The 25661-nt window shown below is 70.1% G+C and carries 25 protein-coding genes, 1 tRNA gene and 2 pseudogenes; 7 read left to right on the top strand and 21 right to left on the bottom strand.

All coding sequences use genetic code 11. The annotated features are described in order from the left end of the window. Nucleotides 1-36: 36 nt before the first annotated feature. The 12 genes from DEW08_RS02090 to DEW08_RS02035 form a co-directional block, all read right to left on the bottom strand. Complete coding sequence (locus tag DEW08_RS02090) at nt 37-795, bottom strand: hypothetical protein (RefSeq protein WP_109324077.1); 759 nt, start codon at nt 793-795, stop codon at nt 37-39. Nucleotides 796-868: 73 nt separating this feature from the next. After that, nucleotides 869-1120 (bottom strand): hypothetical protein, encoded by a 252-nt coding sequence (locus DEW08_RS02085; protein ID WP_146214614.1) that lies wholly within the window; start codon nt 1118-1120, stop codon nt 869-871. Between the two features lie 300 nt (nt 1121-1420). Continuing rightward, nucleotides 1421-2215: a twin-arginine translocase subunit TatC gene (gene tatC, locus DEW08_RS02080; protein ID WP_109324071.1), complete on the bottom strand. Its 795-nt coding sequence runs from the start codon at nt 2213-2215 to the stop codon at nt 1421-1423. 6 nt (nt 2216-2221) lie between these two features. Then, nucleotides 2222-2740 (bottom strand): Sec-independent protein translocase protein TatB, encoded by a 519-nt coding sequence (gene tatB / locus DEW08_RS02075; RefSeq protein WP_109324070.1) that lies wholly within the window; start codon nt 2738-2740, stop codon nt 2222-2224. 63 nt (nt 2741-2803) lie between these two features. Beyond that, a complete protein-coding gene (locus DEW08_RS02070; protein WP_109324069.1) occupies nt 2804-3055 on the bottom strand; it encodes a twin-arginine translocase TatA/TatE family subunit in 252 nt (83 codons plus the stop codon). Between the two features lie 104 nt (nt 3056-3159). Further along, on the bottom strand, nt 3160-3792 hold the full coding sequence (gene scpB / locus DEW08_RS02065; RefSeq protein WP_109324068.1) for an SMC-Scp complex subunit ScpB: 633 nt from the start codon (nt 3790-3792) through the stop codon (nt 3160-3162). A gap of 16 nt (nt 3793-3808) precedes the next feature. Beyond that, entirely contained in the window at nt 3809-4618 is an 810-nt protein-coding gene (locus DEW08_RS02060) for a segregation and condensation protein A (RefSeq protein ID WP_109324067.1), read from the bottom strand. Then, nucleotides 4611-5288, bottom strand: a complete 678-nt coding sequence (locus DEW08_RS02055) for a site-2 protease family protein (protein WP_109324066.1) — start codon at nt 5286-5288, stop codon at nt 4611-4613. Before DEW08_RS02055 ends, DEW08_RS02060 begins: the two co-directional genes overlap by 8 nt. A 13-nt stretch (nt 5289-5301) precedes the next feature. Beyond that, nucleotides 5302-6357: a beta-N-acetylhexosaminidase gene (gene nagZ, locus DEW08_RS02050; RefSeq protein WP_109324065.1), complete on the bottom strand. Its 1056-nt coding sequence runs from the start codon at nt 6355-6357 to the stop codon at nt 5302-5304. Beyond that, the gene (locus DEW08_RS02045) at nt 6329-7327 is read right to left on the bottom strand and encodes an SPOR domain-containing protein (RefSeq protein ID WP_109324064.1); all 999 of its coding nucleotides are present in this window, start codon (nt 7325-7327) and stop codon (nt 6329-6331) included. The genes nagZ and DEW08_RS02045 overlap by 29 nt, the downstream gene beginning before the upstream one ends. Continuing rightward, nucleotides 7324-9084 (bottom strand): arginine--tRNA ligase, encoded by a 1761-nt coding sequence (gene argS / locus DEW08_RS02040; protein ID WP_109324063.1) that lies wholly within the window; start codon nt 9082-9084, stop codon nt 7324-7326. The genes DEW08_RS02045 and argS overlap by 4 nt, the downstream gene beginning before the upstream one ends. A gap of 4 nt (nt 9085-9088) precedes the next feature. Continuing rightward, on the bottom strand, nt 9089-10288 hold the full coding sequence (locus DEW08_RS02035; RefSeq protein ID WP_109324062.1) for a deoxyguanosinetriphosphate triphosphohydrolase: 1200 nt from the start codon (nt 10286-10288) through the stop codon (nt 9089-9091). Nucleotides 10289-10481: 193 nt separating this feature from the next. Between DEW08_RS02035 and erpA the strand changes: the two genes are divergently transcribed. The 4 genes from erpA (at nt 10482) to DEW08_RS02015 (ending at nt 12519) form a co-directional block, all read left to right on the top strand. Beyond that, the gene (gene erpA / locus DEW08_RS02030; RefSeq protein WP_109325239.1) at nt 10482-10844 is read left to right on the top strand and encodes an iron-sulfur cluster insertion protein ErpA; all 363 of its coding nucleotides are present in this window, start codon (nt 10482-10484) and stop codon (nt 10842-10844) included. A gap of 17 nt (nt 10845-10861) precedes the next feature. Beyond that, on the top strand, nt 10862-11635 hold the full coding sequence (locus DEW08_RS02025) for an exodeoxyribonuclease III (protein ID WP_109324059.1): 774 nt from the start codon (nt 10862-10864) through the stop codon (nt 11633-11635). A gap of 128 nt (nt 11636-11763) precedes the next feature. Next, nucleotides 11764-12336 carry a hypothetical protein gene (locus tag DEW08_RS02020; protein WP_109325238.1) on the top strand — a complete coding sequence of 191 codons (573 nt, stop codon included), beginning with the start codon at nt 11764-11766 and terminating at the stop codon, nt 12334-12336. A 93-nt stretch (nt 12337-12429) separates the two neighbouring features. Continuing rightward, nucleotides 12430-12519: transfer RNA gene (locus tag DEW08_RS02015), tRNA-Ser, on the top strand. A 115-nt stretch (nt 12520-12634) separates the two neighbouring features. Here the strand turns inward: DEW08_RS02015 and DEW08_RS31890 are convergent. From DEW08_RS31890 to DEW08_RS01985, 6 genes and pseudogenes are all read right to left on the bottom strand, one after another. After that, nucleotides 12635-12949 (bottom strand): annotated as a pseudogene (locus DEW08_RS31890) (response regulator); the annotation flags it as partial. Between the two features lie 1472 nt (nt 12950-14421). Beyond that, entirely contained in the window at nt 14422-16740 is a 2319-nt protein-coding gene (locus DEW08_RS02005) for a PAS domain-containing hybrid sensor histidine kinase/response regulator (RefSeq protein WP_168220235.1), read from the bottom strand. Between the two features lie 331 nt (nt 16741-17071). Next, nucleotides 17072-17500 carry an ArsC/Spx/MgsR family protein gene (locus tag DEW08_RS02000; RefSeq protein ID WP_109324057.1) on the bottom strand — a complete coding sequence of 143 codons (429 nt, stop codon included), beginning with the start codon at nt 17498-17500 and terminating at the stop codon, nt 17072-17074. Nucleotides 17501-17627: 127 nt separating this feature from the next. Continuing rightward, nucleotides 17628-18656 carry an ABC transporter substrate-binding protein gene (locus DEW08_RS01995; protein WP_109324056.1) on the bottom strand — a complete coding sequence of 343 codons (1029 nt, stop codon included), beginning with the start codon at nt 18654-18656 and terminating at the stop codon, nt 17628-17630. A gap of 66 nt (nt 18657-18722) precedes the next feature. After that, nucleotides 18723-19532 (bottom strand): ABC transporter permease, encoded by an 810-nt coding sequence (locus tag DEW08_RS01990; protein ID WP_109324050.1) that lies wholly within the window; start codon nt 19530-19532, stop codon nt 18723-18725. A gap of 7 nt (nt 19533-19539) precedes the next feature. Next, nucleotides 19540-20364 (bottom strand): ABC transporter ATP-binding protein, encoded by an 825-nt coding sequence (locus DEW08_RS01985; RefSeq protein ID WP_109324048.1) that lies wholly within the window; start codon nt 20362-20364, stop codon nt 19540-19542. 192 nt (nt 20365-20556) lie between these two features. On the opposite strand from DEW08_RS01985, the gene DEW08_RS01980 reads away from it, so the two are divergent. Further along, nucleotides 20557-21264, top strand: a complete 708-nt coding sequence (locus tag DEW08_RS01980; RefSeq protein WP_109324047.1) for an ATP-dependent Clp protease proteolytic subunit — start codon at nt 20557-20559, stop codon at nt 21262-21264. Here DEW08_RS01980 and DEW08_RS01975 read toward each other — a convergent pair. Together DEW08_RS01975 and fliN are read right to left on the bottom strand one after the other, a co-directional pair. Then, nucleotides 21245-22501, bottom strand: a complete 1257-nt coding sequence (locus tag DEW08_RS01975; protein WP_109324046.1) for a diaminopropionate ammonia-lyase — start codon at nt 22499-22501, stop codon at nt 21245-21247. The two genes, DEW08_RS01980 and DEW08_RS01975, sit on opposite strands and share 20 nt — an antisense overlap. 136 nt (nt 22502-22637) lie before the next feature. Then, the gene (gene fliN, locus DEW08_RS01970) at nt 22638-22940 is read right to left on the bottom strand and encodes a flagellar motor switch protein FliN (protein WP_109324044.1); all 303 of its coding nucleotides are present in this window, start codon (nt 22938-22940) and stop codon (nt 22638-22640) included. A 229-nt stretch (nt 22941-23169) separates the two neighbouring features. Here fliN and DEW08_RS31885 point away from each other — a divergent pair, with 229 nt between their 5' ends. Further along, a complete protein-coding gene (locus DEW08_RS31885) occupies nt 23170-23655 on the top strand; it encodes a rhodanese-like domain-containing protein (protein ID WP_245986075.1) in 486 nt (161 codons plus the stop codon). Next, nucleotides 23652-24062, top strand: coding sequence for a sulfurtransferase (locus tag DEW08_RS31880; RefSeq protein WP_245986074.1), 411 nt, complete (start codon nt 23652-23654; stop codon nt 24060-24062). The genes DEW08_RS31885 and DEW08_RS31880 overlap by 4 nt, the downstream gene beginning before the upstream one ends. On the opposite strand, the pseudogene murJ reads toward DEW08_RS31880, so the two are convergent. Beyond that, a pseudogene (murJ, locus tag DEW08_RS01960) lies at nt 24034-25529 on the bottom strand (murein biosynthesis integral membrane protein MurJ). The gene DEW08_RS31880 and the pseudogene murJ sit on opposite strands and share 29 nt — an antisense overlap. Nucleotides 25530-25661: the final 132 nt, after the last annotated feature.

Below are 25661 nucleotides of genomic sequence, written 5' to 3'. Positions count from 1 at the left end.
ATCCGAGACTGGACGAGGATTGATCCCGCGTCCGCGTCAGAGCCGCAAGTCGATGATGCCGAAGGCGAGAGCATACAACTGCATCGACTGAATAACCCAATCCGCCAGCGGCTCGGTCGATTGGACCGGCTTGTTCTGGTGGGCCCTCTGCCGGGCTTCGGCACCGAGATCGCGGAAGTTCAGCAGGAGAGTCCGCACGACGATGTTGGGAACCGGCTCCGCATTCGCATGACCCCGACGCAAGGTCGCCGGCTTCCTCCGTCTCCACCAGCTGTCCTTGGCGCAGGAACAGGACGTCGCCGGATGCAGACCCGATCTCAGGCGGAGCAGAGACCTGAACCAGGGCTTCGGAGACTCCGTCCGCCGGGTCGAGACAAAGGTCGGGGAGGGATCCTCGACGTCCACGTGAAGCACGATCGACGCGAAGTACAGGGCGAACGACTCGTTGATTTCCGCGACTCCGGTGGCTCGGCCGGAGTAGGGCTTCACGTCGATCGGCTTGAAGGTCAGCAGGGCGATGGCCGTCAGAGCCGCCATCTTGTCGCGGCCGGCCAGACGCTCCTCATCGATATATCCGTTGAACTTCTTATAGTTATACAGAAGATAATCGTAATAGTATTCAACAGCAGCTGCAAGCCTGCGATTATCAACGCGAATGCAGCCGGCAACCTGTCTCGCCTGATCCTCGCCATAGTCCAGCCTGGTGGAGGCGATGGCGCTTTCGATTACACCTTCAGCCACGTCCCTCAGGAAGAGAATACGGTTCTCTTTTTCTTCCGTTGTGGCGCGAGCCATTTTTTCTACTCGTCAAAAAAGGTCGCAAAAAAGGCTGCTCCGCGCCGAAGCGAAGCAGCCGGCATCGATCATCTCATTTTTTCGCGGAGCCGCCCTTCATGCTGACCAGCGCGCCACGCAAAGCCCTGAAGAACCCCGGGGAGACGCGCTTGACAGCGGTATAGCCTTCCTTGCGCTCGTCGAAAGGCTTTGCCCAATTGATCTTCTTTTCCGCGTTGAAGGCGGCGGCATCGGCGCCCTCGCCCTCGCGGCCCACCAGATCGACAGGAAAGACGTAGTCCGTCGTGGGTGCTAAAGACCCATCATTGGTCGACTTTGCTGCCATCGGGCCTGCTCTCGAACTTCAGCGATGAGAGAAACCTATAGCGCGTGCAATCCGCAGCAAGCAAGAGTCAGTTTCAATAAAGCCGGAAATCTCAATGTACGGTTACATTCGTATTCAAGAACAGCGCGCCGGAGTAGACAAGCAACGCCGAACACTCCAGAGAGGCGCCCACTGAATGCGATCCTGACCGTTAAGTGGTCACGGCAGAACTGCAAGACGACGGAAGGGGATCCCAGGGGTTCGGAACATTACCGTCTTTGGAACATAATGAAACCGTGCCACCTGGAATCGGCCCTGCCCCTACACCCCGGCCGCATCGCGCTCGGCGCGCCTCTTCTCGATGCCGCGGCCGATCCAGATCGAGACCTCATAGAGCGCCAGCAGAGGAATGGCGAGACCGACCTGGCTGATGACGTCCGGCGGCGTCAGGATGGCGGCGACGACGAAGACGAAGACGATGGCATAGCGGCGCTTGGCCGCCAGCGTCTCGGTCGTCAGCAGGCCGGCGCGCACCAGAAGGGTCAGCAGCACCGGAAGCTGGAAGGCGATGCCGAAGGCGAAGATGAGCTGCATCACCAGATGCAGGTATTCGCCGACACGCGCCTCGAACTCGATGGGCAGGGCGTTGCCGTCGCCGCCGGGATGGAACTCGAAGCCCAGGAAGAAGCGCCAGGCCAGCGGGAAGATGAAGTAGTAGACCATCGCCCCGCCGAGGAAGAACAGCACCGGCGTGGCGGCCAGGAAGGGCAGGAAGGCCTTGCGCTCGTGCTTGTAGAGGCCGGGCGCCACGAACATCCAGATCTGGCTGGCGACGATCGGGAAGGAGACGAAGCAGCCGGCCCAGAACGCCACCTTCACGTAGGTGAAGAAGGCCTCGGTCAGGCCGGTGTAGATCATCCGGCGCCCCTGTCCGGCCAGGATGTCGGCCAGCGGCTGCACCAGGAAATTGTAGATCCGGTCGGAGACGGCGTAGCACAGCAGGAACGCCACGAGGATCGCGGCGATCGAATACATCAGACGGTTCCGCAGCTCGATCAGATGATCGATCAGCGGCATCTTGCTTTCTTCAAGCTCGTCTTCGGTTTCGCCGGTCATCGGTGGTTATGCCTGCTTGTCCGGGGCGGACGTCTCAGCCGGAGCGGTGGAGGAAATGGCCGGAGCCGGGGAGGACGACGGCGAAGACGCCGGGGCCGGCACGGCGGCGGGCGGCGGAGCCGAAGAGACCGTGGCGGGACTGGCGGCCGGGCTGGTGGCAGAGCCGGCGGCCGGAGCGGCAGCGGCGGGGGCCGCCGGCTTCTCGTCCGCCTCCGCCGGGCTGCCGGCGTGGCCGTCGAGCCCGACGTCGAACGCCTGCCGCAGCTCGTTCTTCGGGTCGACCGTGTCCTCCATCATCTTCTTCAGGTTCATCTCGCGGGTCTTCAGCGCCTCGCGCCGCAGCTCGTCCAGCTCCGCCTCGCGCATCATGTCGTCGAGGTGGCCCTGGAATTCCCGCGCGACCACGCGCGCCTTCCGCACCCATTTGCCCAGGGTGAAGATGGCCTTCGGCAGATCCTTCGGTCCGATGACCACCAGGGCCACGACCGCGATCAGCATTATTTCCGACCAGGCGATGTCGAACATGGTTTTCCGGCTTCAACGCGGGAGGCGAAGGACGCGCGGCACCGGCCGGCGCGTCCCGATGGATCAGCCGCGGACCGCGTCGTCCTTCTTCACGCCGGCATCGGCGGCAGGAGTCGGGTGGTTGGCCGGCTGATTGGGGATGACCTTCGCGCTGGCGGCGGGATCCGCCGGCTCGTCCTCTTCCTTCAGGCCGGCCTTGAACGACTTCACGCCCTTTGCGAGGTCGCCCATCACCTTCGGCAGTTTTCCGGCGCCGAACAGCAGAAGGACGATCACAAGAACGATGACCCAGTGCCAGATGCTGCTAAATCCCATGACACGCGTATCCTAGGCGAACGTCCTTTCGGTGGGCCGGCACTATGGCAGAAAGGCCCCCTAGCCGCAATGATTGCAGCTCGCGGTATTGTGATACCTTCCGTTCAGTCCTCATCGTCCGCTTCGCCGGCAGCGGGGCCGCCGTCGGCCTCCCCGGTGCCCAGCCCGAGCAGCACGGGTCGGGAGTCGAGCAGGCCGGCGGCGCGCAGATCCTCGACCCCCGGCAGGTCGCGCAGCGTCTCCAGCCCGAAATGGTCGAGGAAGTGGTCGGTGGTCACCCAGGTCAGCGGCCGGCCGGGCGTTTCCCGGCGGCGGCCGGGGCGGATCCAGCCATGCTCCATCAGGATGTCGAGCGTGCCCTTGCTGGTCGCCACCCCGCGGATCGACTCGATCTCCGCCCGCGTCACCGGCTGGTGGTAGGCGATGATCGCCAGCGTCTCGATGGCGGCGCGGGACAGCTTCTTGGAAACCTCCTCCTCCTGGCGCAGCAGGGGCGCCAGATCCATGGCGGTGCGGAAGGACCATCCCGCCCCGGTCCGCACGAGGTTGACGCCGCGCGGCGCATAATGGGCACGCAGCTCGTCCAGCAGTCCGGCGACGTCGGTCCCGGCCCCCAGCCGGCCGGCCAGCGTCTCCTCGTCGAGCGGGTCGGCCGAGGCGAACAGCAGGGCCTCGAGCAGCCGCAGCTTGGCGATGCGGGCCTCGACCTCTTCGGCGTTGGTGACTTCCTTGATCATCGTCTCGGCTACCCGTTCACTCGTCCGGACGCGTCCCGGCCCGGCGGACATAGAGGGGGGCGAAGGCCCCGTCCTGGCGCAGCTCGATCCGGCCGGCCTTGGCGAGTTCCAGCGTCGCCACGAAATGGGCGGCGAGCGACGAGCGGCTCAGCAGCTCGCCCCCGCCGTCGGCGGGCAGGAAGCTCGACAGGGTCGCCCAGTCCGGCATGCGGCCGAGCATCTCCGACAGGCGCTGCACCGCGTCCTCGATGGAGTAGAGCCGCACCGGCGCGATGTGGAGGACCGAGGTCTCCTGTCGCTTGCGATGCTCGCCATAGGCCTTCAGCAGGTCATAGAGGCTCACCTCGAAGACCGACTTGCGGCGGATGTCGATGTCCTCGGGCGCACCACGCGCGAAGACGTCGCGCCCCAGCCGGGGCCGGGCCATCAGCCGGTCGGCCGCTGCCTTCATCGCCTCCAGCCGCTGGAGCTGGAAGGCCAGCGCCGCCGCCATGTCCTCGCCGGACGGCTCCTCCCCCTCGGGCTCGGGGATCAGCAGGCGGGACTTCAGGTAGGCGAGCCAGGCCGCCATCACCAGATAGTCGGCCGCCAGTTCCAGCCGGACCCGCCGCGCCTCGGCCACGAAGGTGAGATACTGGTCGGCGAGCTGCAGGATGGAGATGCGCGTCAGGTCGACCTTCTGCTCGCGCGCCAGCGCCAGCAGCATGTCGAGCGGCCCCTCGAACCCGTCCAGCACCAGCACCAGCGGTTCGAGGACCGGGTCGGGACCGCCGTCTGCCCCTTTGCCGGCTCCTTGGCCAACCTGTCCGGCGACGTCGTCAGTCATTCCCGGTCAGCATCAGGATGAAGTTGATCACCGCGTCGACCGGCGGCCCGAGGACCCAGCCGACCAGATTCAGGTTCACGCCGATCTGCCGGCCCAGCATGGGCAGCAGGAAGAAGGCGGCCAGCAGGATCGGCAGGCCGAACCGCTCCAGCCGCGCCAGCGGGAAGGCCAGCGCGTCGGGCAGGACGCCGACCGCCACCCGGCCGCCGTCGAGCGGCGGCAGCGGGATCAGGTTGAACACCATCAGGATGACGTTGATGAGGATCGACACCTGCATCGCCATGGCGAGCCACTGCTCGGCCGGACCGCCGTCCTCGCCGGTGAAGCCCCAGACCACGGCCGACAGCACGGCGAGCAGGAAGTTCGTCCCCGGCCCGGCCAGCGCCACCCACACCATGTCGCGGCGCGGATGGTCGAGGCGGCTGAAATTGACCGGCACCGGCTTGGCCCAGCCGAACAGGAAGCCGGTGGTGAAATACATCACCGCCGGCAGCAGCACGGTGCCGAGCGGGTCGATGTGGCGCAACGGATTGAAGGTGACCCGGCCCATGCGGTAGGCGGTATCGTCGCCGAGACGCCAGGCGACATAGCCGTGCGCCGCCTCGTGCAGCGTGATCGCGAGGATGGCCGGAAGCGCCACCGCGGTCACGCTGAAGATCCACTGCTCCACCCGCACCCTCCCGTCAGGCCGCGGCCATGCCGAGCAACTCGGCAAGGCGGGCGGTCAGTTGCTCCAGGTCCGCCGGCTGCGGCCGGCCGCGCGCCGCCTCGGCCCGCGCCCAGCGCCGGGCCGTCTCGTCGCCCATCGGCGGGACGACGGCCGCGACCGTCTCCATCTCCGCCATGACGCCGTTGCAGTGGAGCACGATATCCAGCCCCGCGGCCAGCACGGAACGCGCCCGCTCGCCCATGTCGCCCTTCAGGGCGCCCATCGACAGGTCGTCGCTGAACAGCAGTCCGCCGAAGCCGATGGCCGGCCCGCGCACCACCTCGCGCATCACGATGGCCGAGGTGCTGGCCGGCGCATCGGGGTCGACGGCCTTCAGCACCACATGCGCCACCATGCCCAGCGGCAGGTCGGCCAGCGCGCGGAAGGGCGCGAAGTCGGTCGCCTCCAGCTCCGCCCGGCTGGCCTCGACCACCGGCAGCTCGGCATGGCTGTCGGCGAAGGCGCGGCCGTGGCCGGGGATGTGCTTGACCACCGGCAGCACGCCGCCGGCCAGCAGCCCCTCCCCCATGGCGCGGGCAAGCTCGGCCACCAGGGCGGGATCGCGGGAGAAGGCGCGGTCGCCGATGATGTCGTGGGCGCCTTCCACCGGCACGTCGCAGACCGGCGCGCAATCGACCGTCACGCCGGCGTCCGCCAGCATCGCCGCCAGCAGCCGCCCGTTGATCCAGGCGGCCTCGCGCCCGGCGGCGCGGTCGCGGGCGGCCAGTTCGCCGAAGACGCGCATCGGCGGATGCGCCGCCCAGTGCGGCGGACGCATGCGGGCGACCCGGCCGCCCTCCTGGTCGATCAGGACCGGGGCGTCCGGCCGTCCGACCGACTCGCGCATCGCGGCGACCAGAGCCCGCACCTGGTCGGGCGTGTCGCAGTTGCGGCGGAACAGGATGAAGCCGAGCGGATCGGCATCGCGGAAGAAGGCGGCCTCCGCCGCCTCCAGCTCCAGCCCGGCGCAGCCGAAGACAACCGCGCGCGGCCTCTGCGCCTCAGGGACGGACAACCACGCACCCCACATTCTGCGACCGGAGCTGGGCGCACACCGACTTGGCGCGCGTCTCGTCCAGCCCGCCGCCCTGCACGCGGTAGAAGATCCCCTTCTCGCCGAGATCGACCCTGGCGACCTGGAAGCTCAGCCCGCCGAGCGCGCCGCCGTACTTGCCGGCGAGGCGCTTCCACTCCGCGGCGGCCTCCGTCTCGCTCTTCACCGAGGCGAGCTGCACGCGCCAGCCGCCCGATCCGCCGGCCGCAGCGGGTTTGGTCTGTTCGGATTTGGCCTGTTCGGATTTGGTGGGTTGCGGGGCGGCAGCCTGCGGCGCCGGAGCGGGGGCCTTGGCGGCCGGCGGAGCCGCCGGCTGCGACGCCGCGGCGGGCTTCCCGCCGGGCGGGGGCGAGGGCAGCGCCGCGCTCTGCACCGGGGCCGCCGGCTTGGCGGCCGGGGCGGGCTTGACGCCCGGAGCGGCGGGGGCGGCAGCGGCGGGCGCCGGCGATGCCGCCGCAGCGGCCGAAGCGGCGGCATCGCCGGCAGGCGGCGCCTCCACCTGCTCGCGCGGCACCGTGGCGGTCGAACCCGGCGGAAGCTGCCCGATCGACGGGGCGGAGGGCAGCGGCGGCGGGGACGGCATCGACGGCGTCACCACCGGGCGCGGCAGCGGGGTCTCCGGCGGCGGCAGCAGCCGTTCGATGTTCGGCTGGGTGGTACGCTCGTTCAGCCGCTGGTAGACCAGCTTGTCCTGGTGCGGCACCTCCAGCCCGCCCGGCTGTTCGGGCCTGGACTTGGCCGGCGACGGGTCGGCGGTCAGCAGCGGCGGGGTACCGTCGGCCGACAGGCGGTCGCCGCCGCGGTAGGCGACGAGGATGGTCCCGGCGAAGGCGACGATCCCCACCACGGCGAAGCCGAGCGTCCACAGCCCGCGCCGGTTGGGCGCCTGCGCCGGGCGGTAGCCGTAGGGATCCGTCGCGTAGTTCACGTCGCCCTCATACTTCACGAGCGCATCTCCTCCACCGGCTCCACCCCCATCACGGCGAGGCCGGAGGCGATCACGGTGGCGACCGCGCTGATCAGCGCCAGACGGGCCACCGTCACCTCCTCGTCGCCCTCGACCAGGAAGCGGAGCGTGGTGTCCTCCTTGCCCTTGTTCCACAGGGCGTGGAAGTCGCTGGCGAGGTCGTAGAGGTAGAAGGCGACGCGGTGCGGCTCATGCGCCTCGGCCGCCGCCTCGACCAGCCGCGGCCAGGAGGCCATGCGGCGGGCCAGCGCCATCTCCTCCTCGGCGTCGAGGCGGGCGAGGTCGGCGCGGGCCGCCAGCGCCGCCGGCGACAGGTCGGCGCCCGGCATGGCGGCGGCGGCATGGCGTAGCACCGAACGGATGCGGGCGTGCGCGTACTGCACGTAGAAGACCGGGTTGTCCTTCGACTGCTCGGTCACCTTGGCGTAGTCGAACTCCAGCGTCTGGTCGTTGCGCCGGGTCAGCATGATGAAGCGGACGACGTCCTTGCCCACCGCCTCGATCACGTCGCGCAGCGTGACGAAGGTGCCGGCCCGCTTGGACATCTTCACCGGCTGGCCGTTCTGCATCAGGTGGACGAGCTGGCACAGCTTCACGTCCAGCGCCGCCTTGCCCTCGGTGATCGCCGTGGTGGCCGCCTGCATGCGCTTGACGTAGCCGCCGTGGTCGGCGCCCCACACGTCGATCAGCGCGCCGCAGCCGCGCCGGTACTTGTCGTAGTGGTAGGCGATGTCGTTGGAGAAATAGGTGAAGCTGCCGTCCGACTTCTTCAGCGGCCGGTCCACGTCGTCGCCGAATCCGGTGGACTTGAACAGGGTCTGCGGCCGCGGCTCCCAGTCGTCGGGCTTCTTGCCCTTCGGCGGCTCCAGCACGCCGACATAGATCAGGCCGCGGTCCTCCAGCGTCTTCAGCGCGGTGTCCACCGCCCCCGCCGCGACCAGCGCGCGTTCGGAGCTGTAGACGTCCATCTTCACGCCCAGCACGCCCAGATCCTCGCGGATCCAGCCCATGATCATGTCGATGGCGAAGCCGCGGCAGGCCGGCAGCCACTCGGACTCGTCGGTTCCGACCCACCTGGCGCCGTCGCGCTCGGCCAGCGCCTGCCCGACCTCCTTCAGATACTCGCCGGGATAGAGGCCGGCCGGGATCTCGCCGATGTCCTCGCCCAGCGCCTCGCGGTAGCGCAGGAAGGTGGAGCGGGCCAGCACGTCGACCTGCGCGCCGGCGTCGTTGATGTAGTACTCGCGGGTGACGGCGTGGCCGGCCTTGTGCAGCAGCGAGGCGAGCGCGTCGCCGAACACCGCGCCGCGGCCGTGGGCGGCATGCAGCGGGCCGGTCGGGTTGGCCGAGACATACTCGACGTTCACCGGCTCGCCGCGGCCCATGTCGCTGTCGCCGTAGGCGGTGCCGGCGGTCAGCACGTCGCGGATGCGGTCGCGCCAGACGCCGGGCGACAGGCGCAGGTTCACGAAGCCGGGACCCGCGATCTCGACACTGGTGACGTCCGGACGCGCCTTCAGCTTGGCGACCAGCAGCTCGGCCAGGGCGCGGGGCGGCTTGCCGGCGGGCTTGGCCAGGATCATCGCCGCGTTGGTCGACAGGTCGCCATGGGCGGCCTCGCGCGGCGGCTCCACCGTCAGGCGGCTGGTGTCCAGCCCCGAGGGGATCGCGCCCTCGGCGGCCAGCTCGTCGAGCAGCTTGCGGATGTCGGTCTCGAAGGCCTTGAAAATATTCATCGTCTTAGGTCTTGGCGTCCATGTCGAAAAGGCGGCCGTACTCGGCCAGCGCGTAGCGGTCGGTCATGCCGGCGATATAATCGGCCACATGGCGCGCCCGCACCACAAGGTCCGTATCGCCGCCCCCGGCCGCGATCTCCTGCTGCCACTGGGTGGGCAGGGTGTTGGGCTCCGCCATGAACAGCTCGAACAGGGCCGTCACGACGCGCTTGCACTTGCTCATCTCCCGGTTGACCCGGTAATGGCGGTACATCCGCTTGCGCAGGAAGGCGCGCAGCGGCTTCTGCGCCTCCAGCATGTCGGGGGAGAAGCTGACCATCGCCTCGGGCAGGGCGCGCAGCTCGGCGGCGCTGCCCGGCCGGTGGCGGTCGAGCCGCCGCCGCGTCTCCGCCAGCAGGTCGGTGACCATGTCGTTGATCATGCGCCGGATCGTCTCGTGGATCAGGCGGGAGCGCTCCAGCCCGGGATAGCGGTCGCAGACCTGCCGGACCACCGGGCCGACCAGCGGCAGCTCCGCCACCTCGTCCACCGTGAACAGGCCGGCACGCAGGCCGTCGTCGATGTCGTGGTTGTTGTAGGCGATGTCGTCGGCCAACGCCGCCACCTGCGCCTCGATGCCCGGATTGGTATGCAGCTCCAGGTCCCACACCCGCTGGAAGGACTCCAGCGTCGTCGGCAGCCGCTCGCCGGGCGGCAGCGGCAGCAGCGGGCCGTTGTGCTTGACCACCCCTTCCAGCGCTTCCCAGGTCAGGTTCAGCCCGTCGAAGTCGGCGTAGCGCCGCTCCAGCATCGTCAGGATGCGCAGCGTCTGGTCGTTGTGGGCGAAGCCGCCGTAGGGCGCCATGCAGGCGTTCAGCGCATCCTCGCCGGCATGGCCGAAGGGGGTGTGGCCCAGGTCGTGGGCCAGCGCCACCGCCTCCGCCAGATCCTCGTTCAGCCCCAGCGTGCGCGAGATCGAGCGGGCGATCTGCGCCACCTCCAGGCTGTGGGTCAGCCGGGTGCGGTAATAATCGCCCTCGTGGTAGACGAAGACCTGCGTCTTGTACTTCAGCTTGCGGAAGGCGCCGGAATGCACGATGCGGTCGCGGTCGCGCTGGAAGCACGAGCGAGTCGGGCTTTCGGGCTCCGCCACCAGCCGGCCGCGGGTGTGATCCGGGTCGCAGGCATAGGGGGCCGGCCGGCCGTGGGGGAATTCCGCCGTCATGGCGCGGACACTACCCATGGGGGCCGGCCGGCGCAACGGCGAAGGCGGACAGGGCGCGGACCGGCACGGCCCGAGTCTCCCGCACGCTCCCCGCGCCGGCCGCAGCCCTGCCCGAACTTTGACGAAGCCGCCGCCTCCCCTTACATTCATGACCGAGCCTTTCCGCACCGCATTCCCCCAGGAGGTCCGGCCCATGCCCGACACCGCCACCCCGGTCCCGACCGACGCCCGCGTCCTCGGGATCAGCGACAGCGCCGCCCGCCGCGTCGCCTTTTTGATCCGGCAGGAGGGCAATCCGGCCCTGATGCTGCGGCTGACCGTTTCCGGCGGCGGCTGCTCCGGCTTCCAATACGGCTTCGGCTTCGACGACACGGTGAACGAGGACGACCACGTCTTCGAGAAGGACGGGACGAAGATCGTCACCGACGACTGCTCGCTCGACCTGCTGGCCGGGGCGACGCTGGACTATGTGGAGGACCTGATCGGCGCCTCCTTCCAGATCAAGAACCCCAACGCCACCGCATCCTGCGGCTGCGGCAACTCCTTCGCCGTCTGACGGCCGGATCCGACGCCTTGAAGATCGCCACCTGGAACGTCAATTCGGCGAAGGCGCGGCTTGCGCTGATCACCGACTGGCTGCGCGCCGCCTCCCCCGACGTGGTCCTGCTGCAGGAAATCAAATGCGAGACCGCCGCCTTCCCGCGGGAGGCGTTCGAGGAGCTCGGCTACCACGTCGCCGTCGTCGGGCAGAAGGCCTACAACGGCGTCGCCCTGCTGTCCAAGACGCCGGCCGAGGAGGTGATGACCCGCCTGCCCGGCGAGGAGGAGGACGAGCAGGCCCGCTATGTCGAGGCCACCGTGCAGGGCCTGCGCATCGCCAGCCTGTACCTGCCGAACGGCAACCCGGCGCCGGGGGACAAGTACGCGTACAAGCTGCGCTGGATGGACCGGCTGTACGCGCACGCCCGCGGCATGCTGGAGCGCGAGGTGCCCTTCGTGCTGGGCGGCGACTACAACGTCATTCCGGAGGCGCGCGACGTCTTCAGCCCGGCCGCCTTCGCCCGCGACGCCCTGTTCCTGCCGCAGACGCGGGCCAGGTTCCGCGCCCTGCTGAACCTCGGTCTGACCGAGGCGTACAGGGCGCTGCACGACGACGACCACGCGTACACCTTCTGGGACTATCAGGCCGGAAGCTGGCCGCGGGACCTGGGCCTGCGCATCGACCATTTCCTGCTGTCGCCCCAGGCGGCCGACCGGCTGATCGACTGCACCATCGACCGCCGCCCGCGCGGAGCGGAGAAGGCGTCGGACCACACGCCGGTGGTGCTGGAGCTTCGCGACCGCTGACGCCTCACGCCCGCCCGCCGGCTTGCGCCGCGCTGCGCGGAGGGCGGCAAACGTGAGCACAGCATTTTGTTAAAACCTTTGCCGCTAGAGTCACCCGGACGGACATCCGGGTGACGGCCAGGGTCGGCATGGTTTGGACACGCAAATTCAGCCTCGACGAGGTGCGGGGCCTGCTGACCGCGATCGAGCGGCAGGCCACCGAGGCCGTGGCCCTGGCCGAGCGGGCCCAGCGCGACATGGGCGACGACCGCTTCGCCTCCTTCCTCGACTTCCGCAAGAAGGTGGAGGAGGTCCGCGCCCTGACGGCGCTGACCGAGGACCGCCTGCAGGGCAGCGACGACGCCCGCCGGACCGAGCTGCGGGCCGAGTTCGAGCGGATGGACCTGCTGTTGACCGGCCTGCTGGTGACCTCGACCCGCCGTTATTTCGAGACGATGCGCGAGGACCAGGTCCTTCCGATCGGCGCCCGCGAGCTGTTCGAGCCGGAGGTGCGCCTGCTGCAGCAGACCCGCGACCGCCTGACTCGTCCGCCCTATGCCGACCGGGTGCCGCCGGCGGTTCTGGACGATCTGGATCAGGCGATGCTTCTGGTCCGCCGCACCATCGACCGCGCCCCCAGCCTCCCCGACTTCTCCGACAGCCCGAGTCCGCCGAAGCCGGTGAAGCGCCTGCGCCAGCTCGGCCGCCCGATCCGCCTGTGACGCGCGACACCGGGACGGGGCGGCCGGAGGGAGCGTTGCCCTGCGCAACGCCTCTTGACCGGCGCCGCGGCTTTCTATATCGCCAGACCCAACGGACAGGTGGCCGAGCGGTTTAAGGCAGCGGTCTTGAAAACCGCCGTAGGTGCGAGCCTACCGTGGGTTCGAATCCCACCCTGTCCGCCATCACAGGACATATCCCCTCACCCCTCCCCCGTCCGCTGCGCCAGCACCACCAGCACCTTGTCCTCAAGCTGGTCGGGGTGAAGGGCTTCGCGATGTAGGCGCTCACATGGTGGGCAAGGGCGTGTTCGACCGCCTTCAACGTGGCGAGCGCCGTCACCATCAGGAACGGCAGCTCCGCGTCCCGCTCGCGCACGCGCTTCAGCAGCTCCAGGCCGCTGAGGCGCGGCATCATCCAGTCGCAGATGATCAGGTCGTAGCGCGCCTCCGGCGCCGACAGCAGGTCCAGTGCCTCCTGGCCGTCGCGGGCCTCCTCGATGCGGGTGATGCCGAGGTCGCGCAGGGTCGTCGCGACGAAGCTGCGCGGCCCGTCCTCGTCATCCACCACCAGCACGCTCAGCGCGGCCAGCTCGATGAAGGGCAGGCCCAGCATGCCCAGCGACTGGCGCAGCCACGTCGTGCGGGCGGCGCGTTCGCGCGCCCCGCTGACGCTCAGCAGGAAGGCGCGGATGAAGCGCGGGCGGTGCACCTGGCGGTAGAGGGCGCGGGCGGCCTGCTGGCGGCTCTTGCCCGTGCAGAAGGCGCCGTCGGCGGCCAGCTTCAGCACCTCCAGCACCGCCTCGGGAAACGGGTCGGTCTTGCCCAGCAGCGGCAGCAGGATGCGCTGGGTGCGCAGGAAGCTGTTCTGGACCTCGTCGAGCTGATGGGCCGCCGCCTCGCGCTCCTCCTCCGGCAGGGTGCTGGCCAGCACCATCGCCTGCACTTCGGCGATGCCCTTCAGCTTGTCGTTGCGCTCCTTCCAGCAGTCGAGCAGCCGGCCGGCGAAGTCGCGGCTGTCGAAGAAGGACTTCAGATAGTCGGTCACCGCCCGCGCCGCGGTGGGGGCCAGCGGCATCTTCTGCAGGACGAACAGGATGCGCAGCTTCTGGATGAAGCTGCGGCCCTTGGTGATCTCCGGCACCGTGTCCTCGTTCACCAGCAGGGCGCAGCGGCGCTGCAGCGCCTCCTCGGTCCGGGCGCCGCCGATATAGCCGCTCTCCGTCCGCACCCGCCCCGCCAGCTCGCTCAGCGCCAGGATCTCGCGCTGCACCGACTCGATGCCGAACAGGTCGCCGGCGCTGGCGATGGTGAAGCAGGCGGGCTTGGCGAGTTCGCGCCGGAAGGCCGCCATCAGCTTGTCGCACAGGCCGGGCAGCGGGGTCCGGCGCAGCAGGGTCTCCAGCCGGCGAAAGACCGGCGGGGCGTCCTCCGGCAGGGGGCGGTCGGCGGCCACCAGCGTGACGATCATCTCGACCAGCCGCGGGAAGGCGGCATCCTGCCCGCAGGAGGCGCAGCCGGCGTCGCTCGCCAGGATCTCGCCCAGCAGCCGCTCGATGGGCGCCAGCGCGTCGGCGTCCTCCGTCGCCTCCGCGAGGTCGAGCAGCCGCGCCGCCTTTTCCGAGAAGTTGCGGCAGGCCTGCAGATGCTGGGTCAGCGCCGCCTCCAGCCGGAACCGGCCGAGCGCCGGGTCGGCCAGCAGCCCGGCGGCGGTGGCGGCATAGCGGTCGGGCGCCAGTTCGGGCGGCGGGCTGTCCTTGATCCGCTCGCGCGCCAGCCGGGCAAGTTCGTTGACCAGCGGGGTCAGCACGCCGCGCCGGCCGCTCGCCCGCTCGGTCTGCTGCAGCGCGGCGACGAAGGTCGGCGTGTTGGACAGAGCGTTCTGATGCCGCGGCCCGTGCAGCAGCTCGCTGGCGGTCAGCACATTCTCGTCCAGGAAGCGGCGGAACAGCCGGGCGATGGTATCGCGGGCCTGCGGCGCGTAGAAATCGGCCGGCTCCCGGCAGGGCACCGCTTCGGGCGTGGCCTCGCCCTCCAGCGCGTCGGGCAGGGTGCTGTCGGTCGTCATGCCATCCCCCTCGTCGGCGCTCAGTCGGCCAGCAGGTCGCGCAACGCCTGCAGCAGGCGGTCCGGCGCCACCGGCTTCATCACCAGCTTGCGGCCCGGCGGCGCCGTCAGCCCGGCCGCCGCTTCGCGCGAGGCGTAGCCGGTCAGGTAGAGGATGCGGATCTCCGGATTGCGCTCCTCCAGCGCACGGCCCAGCTCGGTCCCGTTCATCCGGGGCATCGACAGGTCCGACACCACCGCGTCGAACAATCCACCCATCGCGTCGTAGAGCTCCAGCGCCTCGGCCCCGTCGGCCGCCTCGGTCACCGTGCAGCCGGCCTCCTCCAGCACCAGCCGCAGATAGGTCCGGACGGAGCTTTCGTCGTCCGCCAGCAGGATGGCGGCGCATTCCCCGTCCACCACGGTCAGCGGCTCCAGCGCCCGGCCCTGCGCCGGCGGCTCGACGGCGGGCAGCAGGATGGCGAAGCTGCTGCCCTCGCCCGGCCGGCTGTCCATCTCCACCGCCCCGCCGGCCTGCCCGGCGGTGCCGTAGACCATCCAGAGACCGAGCCCGGTGCCCTTCCCCGGTTCCTTGGTGGTGAAGAAGGGCTCCCAGATGCGGTCGCGGATCGCCTCCGGCACGCCGCAGCCCTCGTCTGTCACGCGGATGACGGCATAGCGCCCGTCGGGCAGCCCGGCATGGCGGGTGAAGAACGCCTCGTCGGGCACCAGCAGCTCCAGCGAGACGGTCAGCCGGCCGCCGCCGGGCATGGCGTCGCGGGCGTTCAGCGCGAGGTTCAGCACCGCCTGGTTCAGCGTCACCGGATTGACGACGGCATGGGCGTCCTCGTCGCGGATGTCGATGATCAGGTCGATGCCGGCGCTGACCAGCGGCTTCAGGAAGACGCGCAGGTCGCGCACCAACGGAGCGAGCGGCACGAGCTGCTTCTCCTCCCCCACCCGCCGGTGCGAAAAGTCGAGGAGCTGCGCCGTCAGCGCCGCCGCCCGGTCGGAGGCCTTGGCGATCTCCGCCACGCAGCCCAGCACGCGGGCGGGGTCGCCGGGGTTGCGCTCCACCAGCCGGGCGAAGCCGCCGATGGCGGTCAGCATGTTGTTGAACTCGTGCGCGATGCCGCCGGCCATGCGGCCGACCGCCTCCATCTTCTGGGCGCGCTGCAGCTCCGCCTCCACCCGGCGGCGGTCGGTCACGTCGTTCAGTACCAGCAGGATCGCCGGTTCGCCGTGATAGACCACCGGGCTGGCGCCGATCTCCACCTGCCGCCGCTCGCCGGACGGGCGCAGGACCGACGCCTCGACCCGCCGCCCGGCGCCGTCGGCCAGGGCCGCCACCGTCTGCTCGATCTCCGGATCGCCGTCCAGGAAGGTGGTGAGCGCCAGCCCCTCCAGCGCCATCGGGCCATTGCCCTGCGCGGCCCCGGTTCCGAAGCCGAGGAGGGTGGCGGCGGCGCCGTTGGCGAAGCGGACCGCCGTGCGGTCCCAGATCAGGATGCCGTAGGGGGCGAGTTCGACGAGCTGGCGGTAGCGCCGCTCGCTCTCGCTCAGCGCCGAGACCGTCTGCTCCAGCCGGCGGGTCTGGCCGGCCAGCTCCTCCTCCCGGTTCTTCAGCTCGGTGATGTCCATCAGGATCTTCACGACGCCGCCGGTGCCCGTCTCATGCTCGCTGATGCGGTACCAGCGCCCGTCCGACAGGCGTCCGTCCACCGGGGCGGAGTGGCGGAGGTGGCGCTTCAGCCGGTCCTCGACCCAGCGGCCGAGATCGCCCTGGTAGCCGCCGCGCTCCGCCGCCGCGCGCAGGATGTCGGCGAAACCGGCGCCGGGAACCAGCAGGTCGGCGAGGTTGGGATAGGCCTGCCGGTAGCGGTCGTTGCAGATCAGCAGCCGCCCTTCCGCGTCGAACAGCACGAAGCCTTCGGAGATGCTCTCCAGCGCGTCATGCATGATGGTGTGCATGAAGCGCGCCTCGATCAGCGCCATCGTCTCGGCCGTCATGTCGACGCCGCAGCCGCGATAGCCGATGAAGCGGCCCGCCGCGTCATGCACCGGCTTGCCGCTGAGACGCAGAATCAGGATGCGGCCGTCCGCCGCCTCGACCGCCACCTCCAGCTCGCGGAAGGGCTCGCCCGCCTCGATGGCGGCCCGGCAGTCCCGCCAGGCCCCGCGGTCGTCGGCGAAGCGCTCCAGGTCGAACAGGCTCTCCCCCAGCAGGGCCGGCGGGTCGCCGCCCAGGATGTCGCGCAGCCGGTCGGTCACGAAGCTGTAGTGGTGGGAGGAATCGGTCTCCCAGAACCAGTTGGAGGAGGCGTCGGCGAAGTCGCGCGCCCGGCGGATGCTGGCCTCCACCGCCTCCTGCGCCTGCCGCGCATCGCTCTCCGCCCGCTCCGCCGCGCGCCGGAGCCGGCCTGTCCGTCCCAGGCTCCAGCCGCCGAAGGCCAGCAGGGCCAGCGGGCCGAGCAGAGCGGGCAGGCTGGCCTCCCCGACAGCGCCAGCCAGAGGGTCAGCGCGGCGCCGGTCAGCACCGCCAGCAGGTCGGGCGCGGCGGGTGCGTACAGCCTGTCGGTCCCGGCAGCGTCCACGTCCTGTCCCCCTGAAACCGGCCCAGTGCCGCACTGCGGTACGGCACCGGTTCCTTCATACGGGGGAAAGCCTTAACGCGCCGTTGCACGACTAGGCTTCAGAGCGTCTTGTGGACGTGGTGGTGGCCGTGGTCGCACTGGCCGCGGGCATGCTTGGAGTCGCAACTCTCGCCCGCCGTCAGGCCGATCCAGCCATGCAGCAGGGTGGGGTCGAAGCCGGCCTCGCGCCGGTCGCCCACCTGGATCAGCGGACGGCGGATCAGGTCGCGGTCGGCCAGCAGGGCAGCCAGCGCCGTCCCTTCCTCCAGCGCGTCGGGCTGGATGGCGCCGGATCTCACCGCGGCGGCGCGGCGGTTGAACCAGGACTCGACCGGCCGGTCGCCGAAGAAGGCCCGCAGGCCCGCCCCGTCGAGATCCGCCGTCGCCAGATCACGCTCGACCAGGCTGTGCCCGGCGGCGAGAAGCTGCTGTTTCTGCCTGGCGTTGGCCGGACAGTCGGCCAGCCCGTAGAAGATCACCTCGGCCATCGCTGCGCTCCGCTTCAATCAGGACCAATCTTGTCCAGTCTAGCGGGGTGCCGGGCGGGGATGCGGGATGACAGAATGCCGCATCCACATTTTTTATGGGGCTATTCGCCGCCCGGCCGGCATGGCCTCACTTGGCGAGGCGCTTCAGCGAGTCCTCGACATAGCGGTTGGTGTAGGTCCTGGACAGGTCGATGGAGGCCGCGGCCACCGCCGGATCGAAGGCCTTCAGCACCTTCAGCGCGGCCTCGGCACCCTCCTGGGTGAAGCGGCCGTCCGGAGAGTAGGTCGGCTTGGAATGCTCGAAGGCCTGGGCGTAGAGCGTCTTGTTGCCGAGGAAATACTCCTCCGGCAGCACCTTCAGCACATCCTCGGTCGAGGCCTTGTTCAGCCACAGCATGGTCTTCACGAAGACGTCGACCAGCGCCTGGGTGGTCTTGGGATTGGCCTCGATGAAGGCGGGGGTGGCGTAGAGGACGGCGGCGGGATAGGGGCCGCCATAGACGTCCAGCGTCCCCTTCTCCGTCCGGGTGTCGGCGATGACGGCGATGTCGCCGTCGGCCTCCGCCTGGCTGATCACCGGATCCAGGTTGGCGATGGCGTCGATCTCGCCGCGCTTGATGGCCGCGATGGCGCTGGGACCGCCGCCGACGCCGATGAAGGACACGTCCTCCGGCTTCATCCCTTCCCTGGCCAGCAGGTAGTTGACCATGAAGTTGGTGGAGGAGCCGGGGGCGGTCACGCCGATCTTCTTGCCCTTGAGCTCCTTGATCGACTTGATCTCGCCGGCCCGCTTGACGGCGGCCAGCACGATGCCGGGATAGCGGCCGAGCTGCGTCACCGCGACGATCGGCTGACCCTTGGCCTGCATCTGGATGGTGTGGTCATAGGCGCCGGTCACGATGTCGGCGGAGCCGCCGATCAGTGCCTGCAGGCTCTTGGCTCCGCCGCCGAAATCGCTGATCTCGACGTTGAGCCCCGCCTCCTTGAAATAGCCCAGCCGCTCCGCCAGCGTCAGCGGCAGATAGTAGAGCAGCGGCTTGCCGCCGACCGCCAGCTTCAGGTCCTTCTTCTCGACCGTCTGGGCGCCGGCCCCCGGCACCGCGGCACCGAGCGCCAGCGCCATGGCCGCCAGCGCGATCAGCTTCCTGAACCCCATGTCGTCCTCCCGATTGGCGAGTGTTTTCCTACCCCGGGGCGTTGCCCTTACCCCTGAGCGTTGCCCTTACCCCTGAGCGTTGGTCGTGTGCGCCTCCTGCGGGCGCCAGTGCAGCAGGCGCTTCTCGATCAGCGTGACCACGGCGTCGATCACCACGACGAAGATCGTCAGCACCAGCATCCCGGAGAAGACACCGACCGTGTCGAACACGCCCTCGGCCTGATGGATGCGGTAGCCGAGACCGGCCGAGGATCCGAGATACTCGCCCACCACCGCCCCCACCATGGCGAAGCCCACGGCGGTGTGCAGCGAGGAGAAGACCCAGGACAGCGCCGACGGCAGATAGACGTGGCGGAAGAGCTGGCGCGAACCGGCGCCCAGCATCCGCGCGTTGGCCAGCACGACCGGGCTGACCTCCTTCACGCCCTGGTAGACGTTGAAGAAGACGATGAAGAAGACCAGCGTGACGCCCAGCGCCACCTTCGACCAGATGCCGAGCCCGAGCCACAGCGCGAAGATCGGCGCCAGCACCACGCGGGGCAGCGCGTTGACCGCCTTGATGTAGGGGTCGAACACCACGGAGACCAGCGGCGCCCGGGCGAACCAGAAGCCGAAGGCGATGCCGGCCACCGTGCCGATGGCGAAGGCCAGCGCCGTCTCCAGAAGCGTGATGCCGAGATGGTACCAGATGACGCCGCTGGCGAAGTCCTTGACCGTGCGCTCCAGCACCGCCAGCGGCGTGCCGAAGAAGAAGGGGCTGAGGATCCTGGTCTCCGTCAGCACATGCCACAGCAGGAAGAACCCGACCAGCACGCCGGCCTGCAGCAGCAGGATCACCGGGCGGCCGGGCAGTCGTTTCGAACGGGGGGCGGCCATCGCGTCCTCACCTCAGCCTGGTCTGGGCATAGCCCTTCAGCACTTCCTCGCGCAGCAGCCCCCAGATCTCCTTGTGGAGGTCGAGGAAATGCGGGGTCATGCGGATCTCGGCCACGTCGCGCGGCCGCTCCAGCGCGATGCGGTACTCGCCGATCAGGCGCGCGCCCGGCCCGGCCGACAGCACCAGCACCCGGTCGGACATGGCGATCGCCTCCTCCAGGTCGTGGGTGATGAAGACCACCGACTTGCGATCGGCCGACCACAGGTCGAGCAGCTCGTTCTCCATCATCTGCCGGGTCTGGATGTCGAGCGCCGAGAAGGGCTCGTCCATCAGCACGATCCTGGGGTCGACGATCAGCGTCTGGGCCAGCGCGACGCGCTTGCGCATGCCGCCGGAAAGCTGGTGCGGGTAGCGGTCGCCGAAGCGCTCCAGCCCGACGCGGGCCAGCCAGGGCCGCGCCCGCTCCTCCGCCTCGCGCCGCGGCACGCCGCGGAACTCCAGCCCGGCCGCCACATTCTCCAGCGCCGACTTCCACGGCATCAGGGCATCGGCCTGGAACATGTAGCCGGCGTGGCGATTGATGCCGCCGATCGGCTCGCCGAAGGCAAGCGCCCGCCCCTCGCTGGGGGCGAGCAGCCCGGCGGCGACGTTCAGCAGCGTGGACTTGCCGCTGCCGGTCGGCCCGACGATGGAGACGAACTCGCCGTCCGCCACCGTGAAGCTGGCCCCCTGGACCGCCGTGTAGGTGCGGCCCCGCCCGTCGGGGGATGGAAAGGTGCAGGTCACGCCCTCGAGCAGCAGGGCGGGCGCCGTCGCGGCGGCCTCGGCCATGGTCGGTCTCGTCCCTCTCGATTGTCTGTACACATCGTCCGTGGGGCGTGCATATTGGAGGAATACCGCAAGCCGGGCAATAAGATGGCGCGCGGTCGGATCGTTTCGGCACCACTTTTGCGCAAAGGCCCCGTTAACCTTGGCGAAAACATTTCGGCCCAGCCTTCCGCCATGGTCTGAGGAGGTCTGGTGATGGCGGTTCGGTCGGGTCTGGGCATGCTGGTGCTGAGCACGCTTCTGGCGCTGGGCGGTGCCGCCGCCTCCTTCGACGGCAAGGCTCTCGACGGCGGCGCCATTGACGGCAGGCCGGACGGCCGGATCGCCGGCAGCCTCGCGGTCGGCAACCCCGCCCCCGCCGCCCCCGGCTTCCCCGACGCGACGCTGGCGCAGAGCGAGAGGGACGGCGTCACCGTGCTGCGGGTCGACGGCATCATCACCCCGGTGGTGGAGCGGCGCTTCGCCGATGCGGTGCATGCCCTGCCCGCCCGCCGCCCGCTGGTCCTGGAACTGTCGAGCCCCGGCGGCTTCACCTCGGCCGGCTACCGCATGATCGACTCCATCCTGGCGGAGCGGCAGTCGGGCCGGCCGGTCGCCACCCGCGTGCGCGGCGGCGAATCCTGCGAAAGCATGTGCGTCGGACTCTATCTGGCCGGCTATCCGCGCTATGCCGCGCCGACCGCGCAGTTCATGGTGCACGCGCCGCGGCTGGCCGAGAACGGGCGCATGACCCTGCGCGCGACCGAGGCGATGGTGCAGCGTCTGGTCGCCCTCGGCGCCTCGCCGGTGTGGATCGGCCGGGTGAAGGCGGCTGGCGGCTTTTCCGGCGCGGTGGATTATCGCGAGAACGCCGCCCGGCTGACCGCCGAGGGGGCCAACATCGTCACCGACCTGTTGCGCTGACCGGATCCGCCCCGGACAGCACCGCGTCGGGCGAGCGGCCGACCAGCGCCTCGTAGATCGCCGGGTCCGTCGCCCCCTCCGTCCCGAAGACCAGCACCCGCGCATCGGGCGCCAGCCCGAGGCCGAGCCGCGTCTCCTCATGACCGGCGGCGCAGAGCAGCGCCGCGAGGCCGGCCACCCCGGACTCGCCGGCGACGATCGGCCGGCCGCCATGGGCGCCCTCGGCCAGCCGGCGCATGGTGCGCACCGCCACCTCGTCCGGAATGGTCATGAAATCGTCGGCCCCCCGCTCCAGGATCGCCCAGGCGAGCAGCGAGGTCTCGCCGCAGGCGAGGCCGGCCATCACGGTGTCGAGGTCGCCGCCGGCCCGCGCCGGCCGTCCGGCGGCGCAGCTCTGGTAGAGGCAGTCGGCCGACTGCGGCTCCACCACCACCAGGCGCGGGCGCTGCCGCCCCCAGCTCTCCCACAGATGGGCGCAGACCGCGGCGGGCAGGGCGCCGACGCCGCCCTGGATGAAGACGTGGGTCGGCCGCTCGCTGGCGGGAAGCTGGGAGATCGCCTCCTCCACCATCACGGTGTAGCCCTGCATCACGTCGCGCGGGATGTCCATGTAGCCGGTGTAGGAGGTGTCGGAGACGACGAACCAGCCGTTCTCCGCCGCATCCTCGGCCGCGCGGCGCACTGCGTCGTCATAGAGCCCCTCGACCACCACGACATGCGCGCCATAGCTCTCGATCGCCCGGCGGCGCCCGTCGGAACAGGCGGCGGGCACATAGATCACGCAGCCGCAGCCGAAGACCTGCGCCCCCCAGGCGACGGAGCGGCCATGGTTGCCGTCGGTCGCCGTCGTCACGGTGATCGGGCGGGTGACCTTGGCATGGCGCCCCACCACCAGATCCAGCGCCGTCACCGGCACGCCCGGCACGCGGGCCGTCACCTCGCGCGCCAGCAGGCGCAGCACGGCATAGGCGCCGCCCAGCGCCTTGAAGCTGCCCATGGCGAAACGGGCGCTCTCGTCCTTGTACCAGAGGCGGTCGATCCCGGCCTCGCGCGCCAGCCCGGGCAGCGAGCGCAGCGGCGTCGGCGCATAGCCCGGCCAGGCGCCGATCTCCGCCATCGCCTCCTCGAAGGCGGCCCGGCTGAGGATGGCGCGTTCGGACGGCCCGTAGGGCCGCGCGTGATCGGCACGCGGGTTGGACAGCAGGCGCGGCAGGCTGGCGGTCTGCGGGTGGGGCATCGGGGGTCAAGCTCTCCAGGCCACCACACCACGAAATCAAAGGCAACCGGCACCCGTCAAGCCGCGGGCCCGTGACGAGAGTCGGACAAACAGTCGCAATATCGAACGAAACAAGGCAAATCGAAGGCGTTGCCGCTCAGCGCCGCCATTCGCGGCTGGACTTGACGAAATCGGTCAGGGTGACGCCGATCTTATCGTCCACGATCACAACCTCTCCGCGCGCCACCAGAACGCCTTCGACATAGACGTCGGTCGGATCCTTCAGTTGGCGGTCGAGTTCCACGACGGCGCCGCGGCCGAGCTTCAGCAGGTCGCGCACGCGCAGCATGGCGGTGCCGATCACCACCTTGATCTCCACCGGCGCGTCGCCGATGGCGAAGGCGTCGGGATCGCCGTCGTTGGACGTGGCGCTTCCCAGCAGATCGTCGATGTTCGCCATGGCCTCGGTCCCTCGATGCGCGGCGCCGGACCGCCGCGGGCATCGGCACCCGCCCGGCCGCACTCTCCAGTGTTAACCACATATACCCAAGAGGCGAACAGGGCAACGGGGACGGCAGGCTCCCCTTGCGACAACTATTGGCTTCCCCCACACTTCGACGCCCGGGGAACCGCTTCCCCGGCGGAGGGCGGCCGGCGGAAGGCCGCGGCAGATCGGGGAACCAAGACCGATGAACAACCGGAACACCCAACCGCTCGTCGACGCCGCCTGGCTCAAGGCCCGGCTCGGTCAGCCGAACATCGTGGTGCTCGACGTCCGCACCCCGCCGAAGGATGGCTTCGTTGCGGGTTCGATCCATTCCGACTACGCAACGGCCGGCTGGCGCACCACGGTGGGGGCGGCGCCCGGCATGCTGCCGCCGCCGGCCGAGCTGGAACGGCTGATCGGCGGCATCGGCATCGGCAACGACGACCATGTCGTGCTGGTGTCGTCGGGAGAGTCGGCGGGCGACGTCGGCAACGCCACCCGCGTCTACTGGACCTTCCGGATGCTCGGCCATGACGCGGTGTCGGTGCTGGACGGCGGCTTCGCCGCCTGGACGGCCGATCCGGCCAACCCCGTCTCCCCCACCCCGGCCGGCCGGCCGGCGCGCGCCTTCACCGCCCGGCGCGCACCGACCTGCGCGCGACCGTTGCGGAGGTGGAGCAGGCGGTGAAGGCGGGCGATGTCCCGCTGCACGACACCCGCGCGCCGGAGCAGTTCACCGGCGCCGTCAAGAGCCCGCAGGCCCGCGTTCCCGGCACCATCCCGGGGGCGGCCCATCTGGAGCTGACCGCCTTCTATTCCGCGGCCGACCATCGCTTCCAGGACCCCGACGCCATCCGCGCGCTGGCCGCGCAGGCCGGCATCCCGGCGGACGGCGGGCCGATCACCTTCTGCAACACCGGCCACCAGGCCTCGGTCTCCTGGTTCGCGCTGAGCGAGCTGGCGGGGCTGCCGGGGGTCAGGCTCTATGACGGGTCGATGTCGGAATGGACGGCCGATCCCGCCCATCCGGTGCAGACCGGGGTCGAGCCCGGAGCGAAGGGCGGCGTCAGGACCGGCGGCGGCGCAGCCGGTTGAGGTCGGAGCGGCGCAGCAGCCCCAGCGCCAGCGCCGCGCCGCCATAGACCGCCAGCCCGGCGATGCCGAGCAGGACCAGCGCCGCCAGCCGCTCGACCAGGGCGCTGGCGGTCAGCCAGGGCGACAGGACCTCCTGCGCCAGCCACAGCGCCCCGCCCATCAGGGCCGCCGCCACCGCCATGCGCGGCAGGTTGCGGCCCAGCCGGGCGTCGGCGCGGAACAGGCCGCGGCGGTGCAGCAGCAGGGCGAGCAGCCCGGCATTGACCCAGGCGGCGACCGAGGTGGCGACCGCCAGCCCGACCTGCGCCAGCGGCCCCATCAGCGCCAGCTTCAGCGCGACGTTGACCACCGTGGCGGCCAGCGCCACCCGCACCGGCGTCGCCGTGTCCTGCCGGGCATAGAAGCCGTTGACCAGGCTGCGCAGCACCACGAAGGCCGGCAGGCCCAGCGCATAGGCCTGCAGCGTCGCGGCGGAGGCCCGCGCGTCGCCCGGCCCGAAGGCACCGTGTTGGAACAGCACCGAAACGATCGGCAGGCCGGCGACCAGGAAGGCCATGGCGGCGGGCAGGGTCAGCACCAGCGACAGCTCCACCGCCCGGTTCTGGCTCTCGACCGCTCCGGCTTCGTCACCACTCTTGATCCGCTTGGCCATTTCCGGAAGCAGAACGGTTCCCACGGCGATCCCGATGACGCCCAGCGGAAGCTGGTTCAGCCGGTCCGCGTAGTAGAGGTAGGAGACCGCGCCGGTCGGCAGCATCGAGGCGACGAGCGTGTCCACGAACAGGTTGATCTGCGTGAGGCCGGAGCCGAGCATCGCCGGCCCCAGCACGGCCAGGAAGCGCTTCACCCCCGGCGTCCAGCGCGGCCGGACGAGGCGCAGCCCCATTCCGGCCTTGCGCAGATCCCACCATAGATAGAGGTACTGCGCCACGCCGGCGGCGAAGACGCCCCAGGACAGGGCGTGCCCGGCGCTCGGCATCAGCGGGGTCGCGACGACCAGCGCCGCGATCAGGCACAGGTTCAGCAGGATCGGCGCCGCCGCGGCCGCGCCGAAGCGGCCCAGGCTGTTCAGCACCCGCCATAGAGCGACACCAGCGAGATGAACAGCAGGTAGGGAAAGGTGATGCTGGTGAACAGCACCGCCAGCCGGAACTTCTCCGGCTCGTCGGAGAAGCCCGGGGCGAAGACCGTCATGAATTGCGGCATGATCGCCAGGATCACCGCCAGGAAGACGAGCTGGAAGACCAGCAGCAGGGCCTTCACCTCCTCGGCGAAGCGGCGGGCGGCCTCCTGCCCGTCCTGCACCAGCTTGGCCGAGAACAGCGGGACGAAGGCGGAGTTGAAGGCCCCTTCGGCGAACAGCGCCCGGAAATGGTTGGGCAGGCGGAAGGCGACGAAGAAGGCGTCGGCGACCGGCCCCGCCCCCAGCAGGGCCGCGGTCAGTACGTCGCGCAGGAAACCCAGCACCCGGCTGACCAGGGTCAGGCCGCCGACGGACAGGATGTTGCGAAGCACGATGAAGGCACCCCTGGGTAAAGGCGGCCCCTGACGGATGACGGGATTGGCGGGCCGGCGGCGTTCGTCATAGGATCACCGCCC

This window comes from Azospirillum thermophilum (assembly GCF_003130795.1).
GTDB lineage: Bacteria > Pseudomonadota > Alphaproteobacteria > Azospirillales > Azospirillaceae > Azospirillum > Azospirillum thermophilum.
The sequence above is the reverse complement of the archived record's forward strand: the minus strand, read 5'-3'. Positions and strand labels throughout refer to the sequence as shown.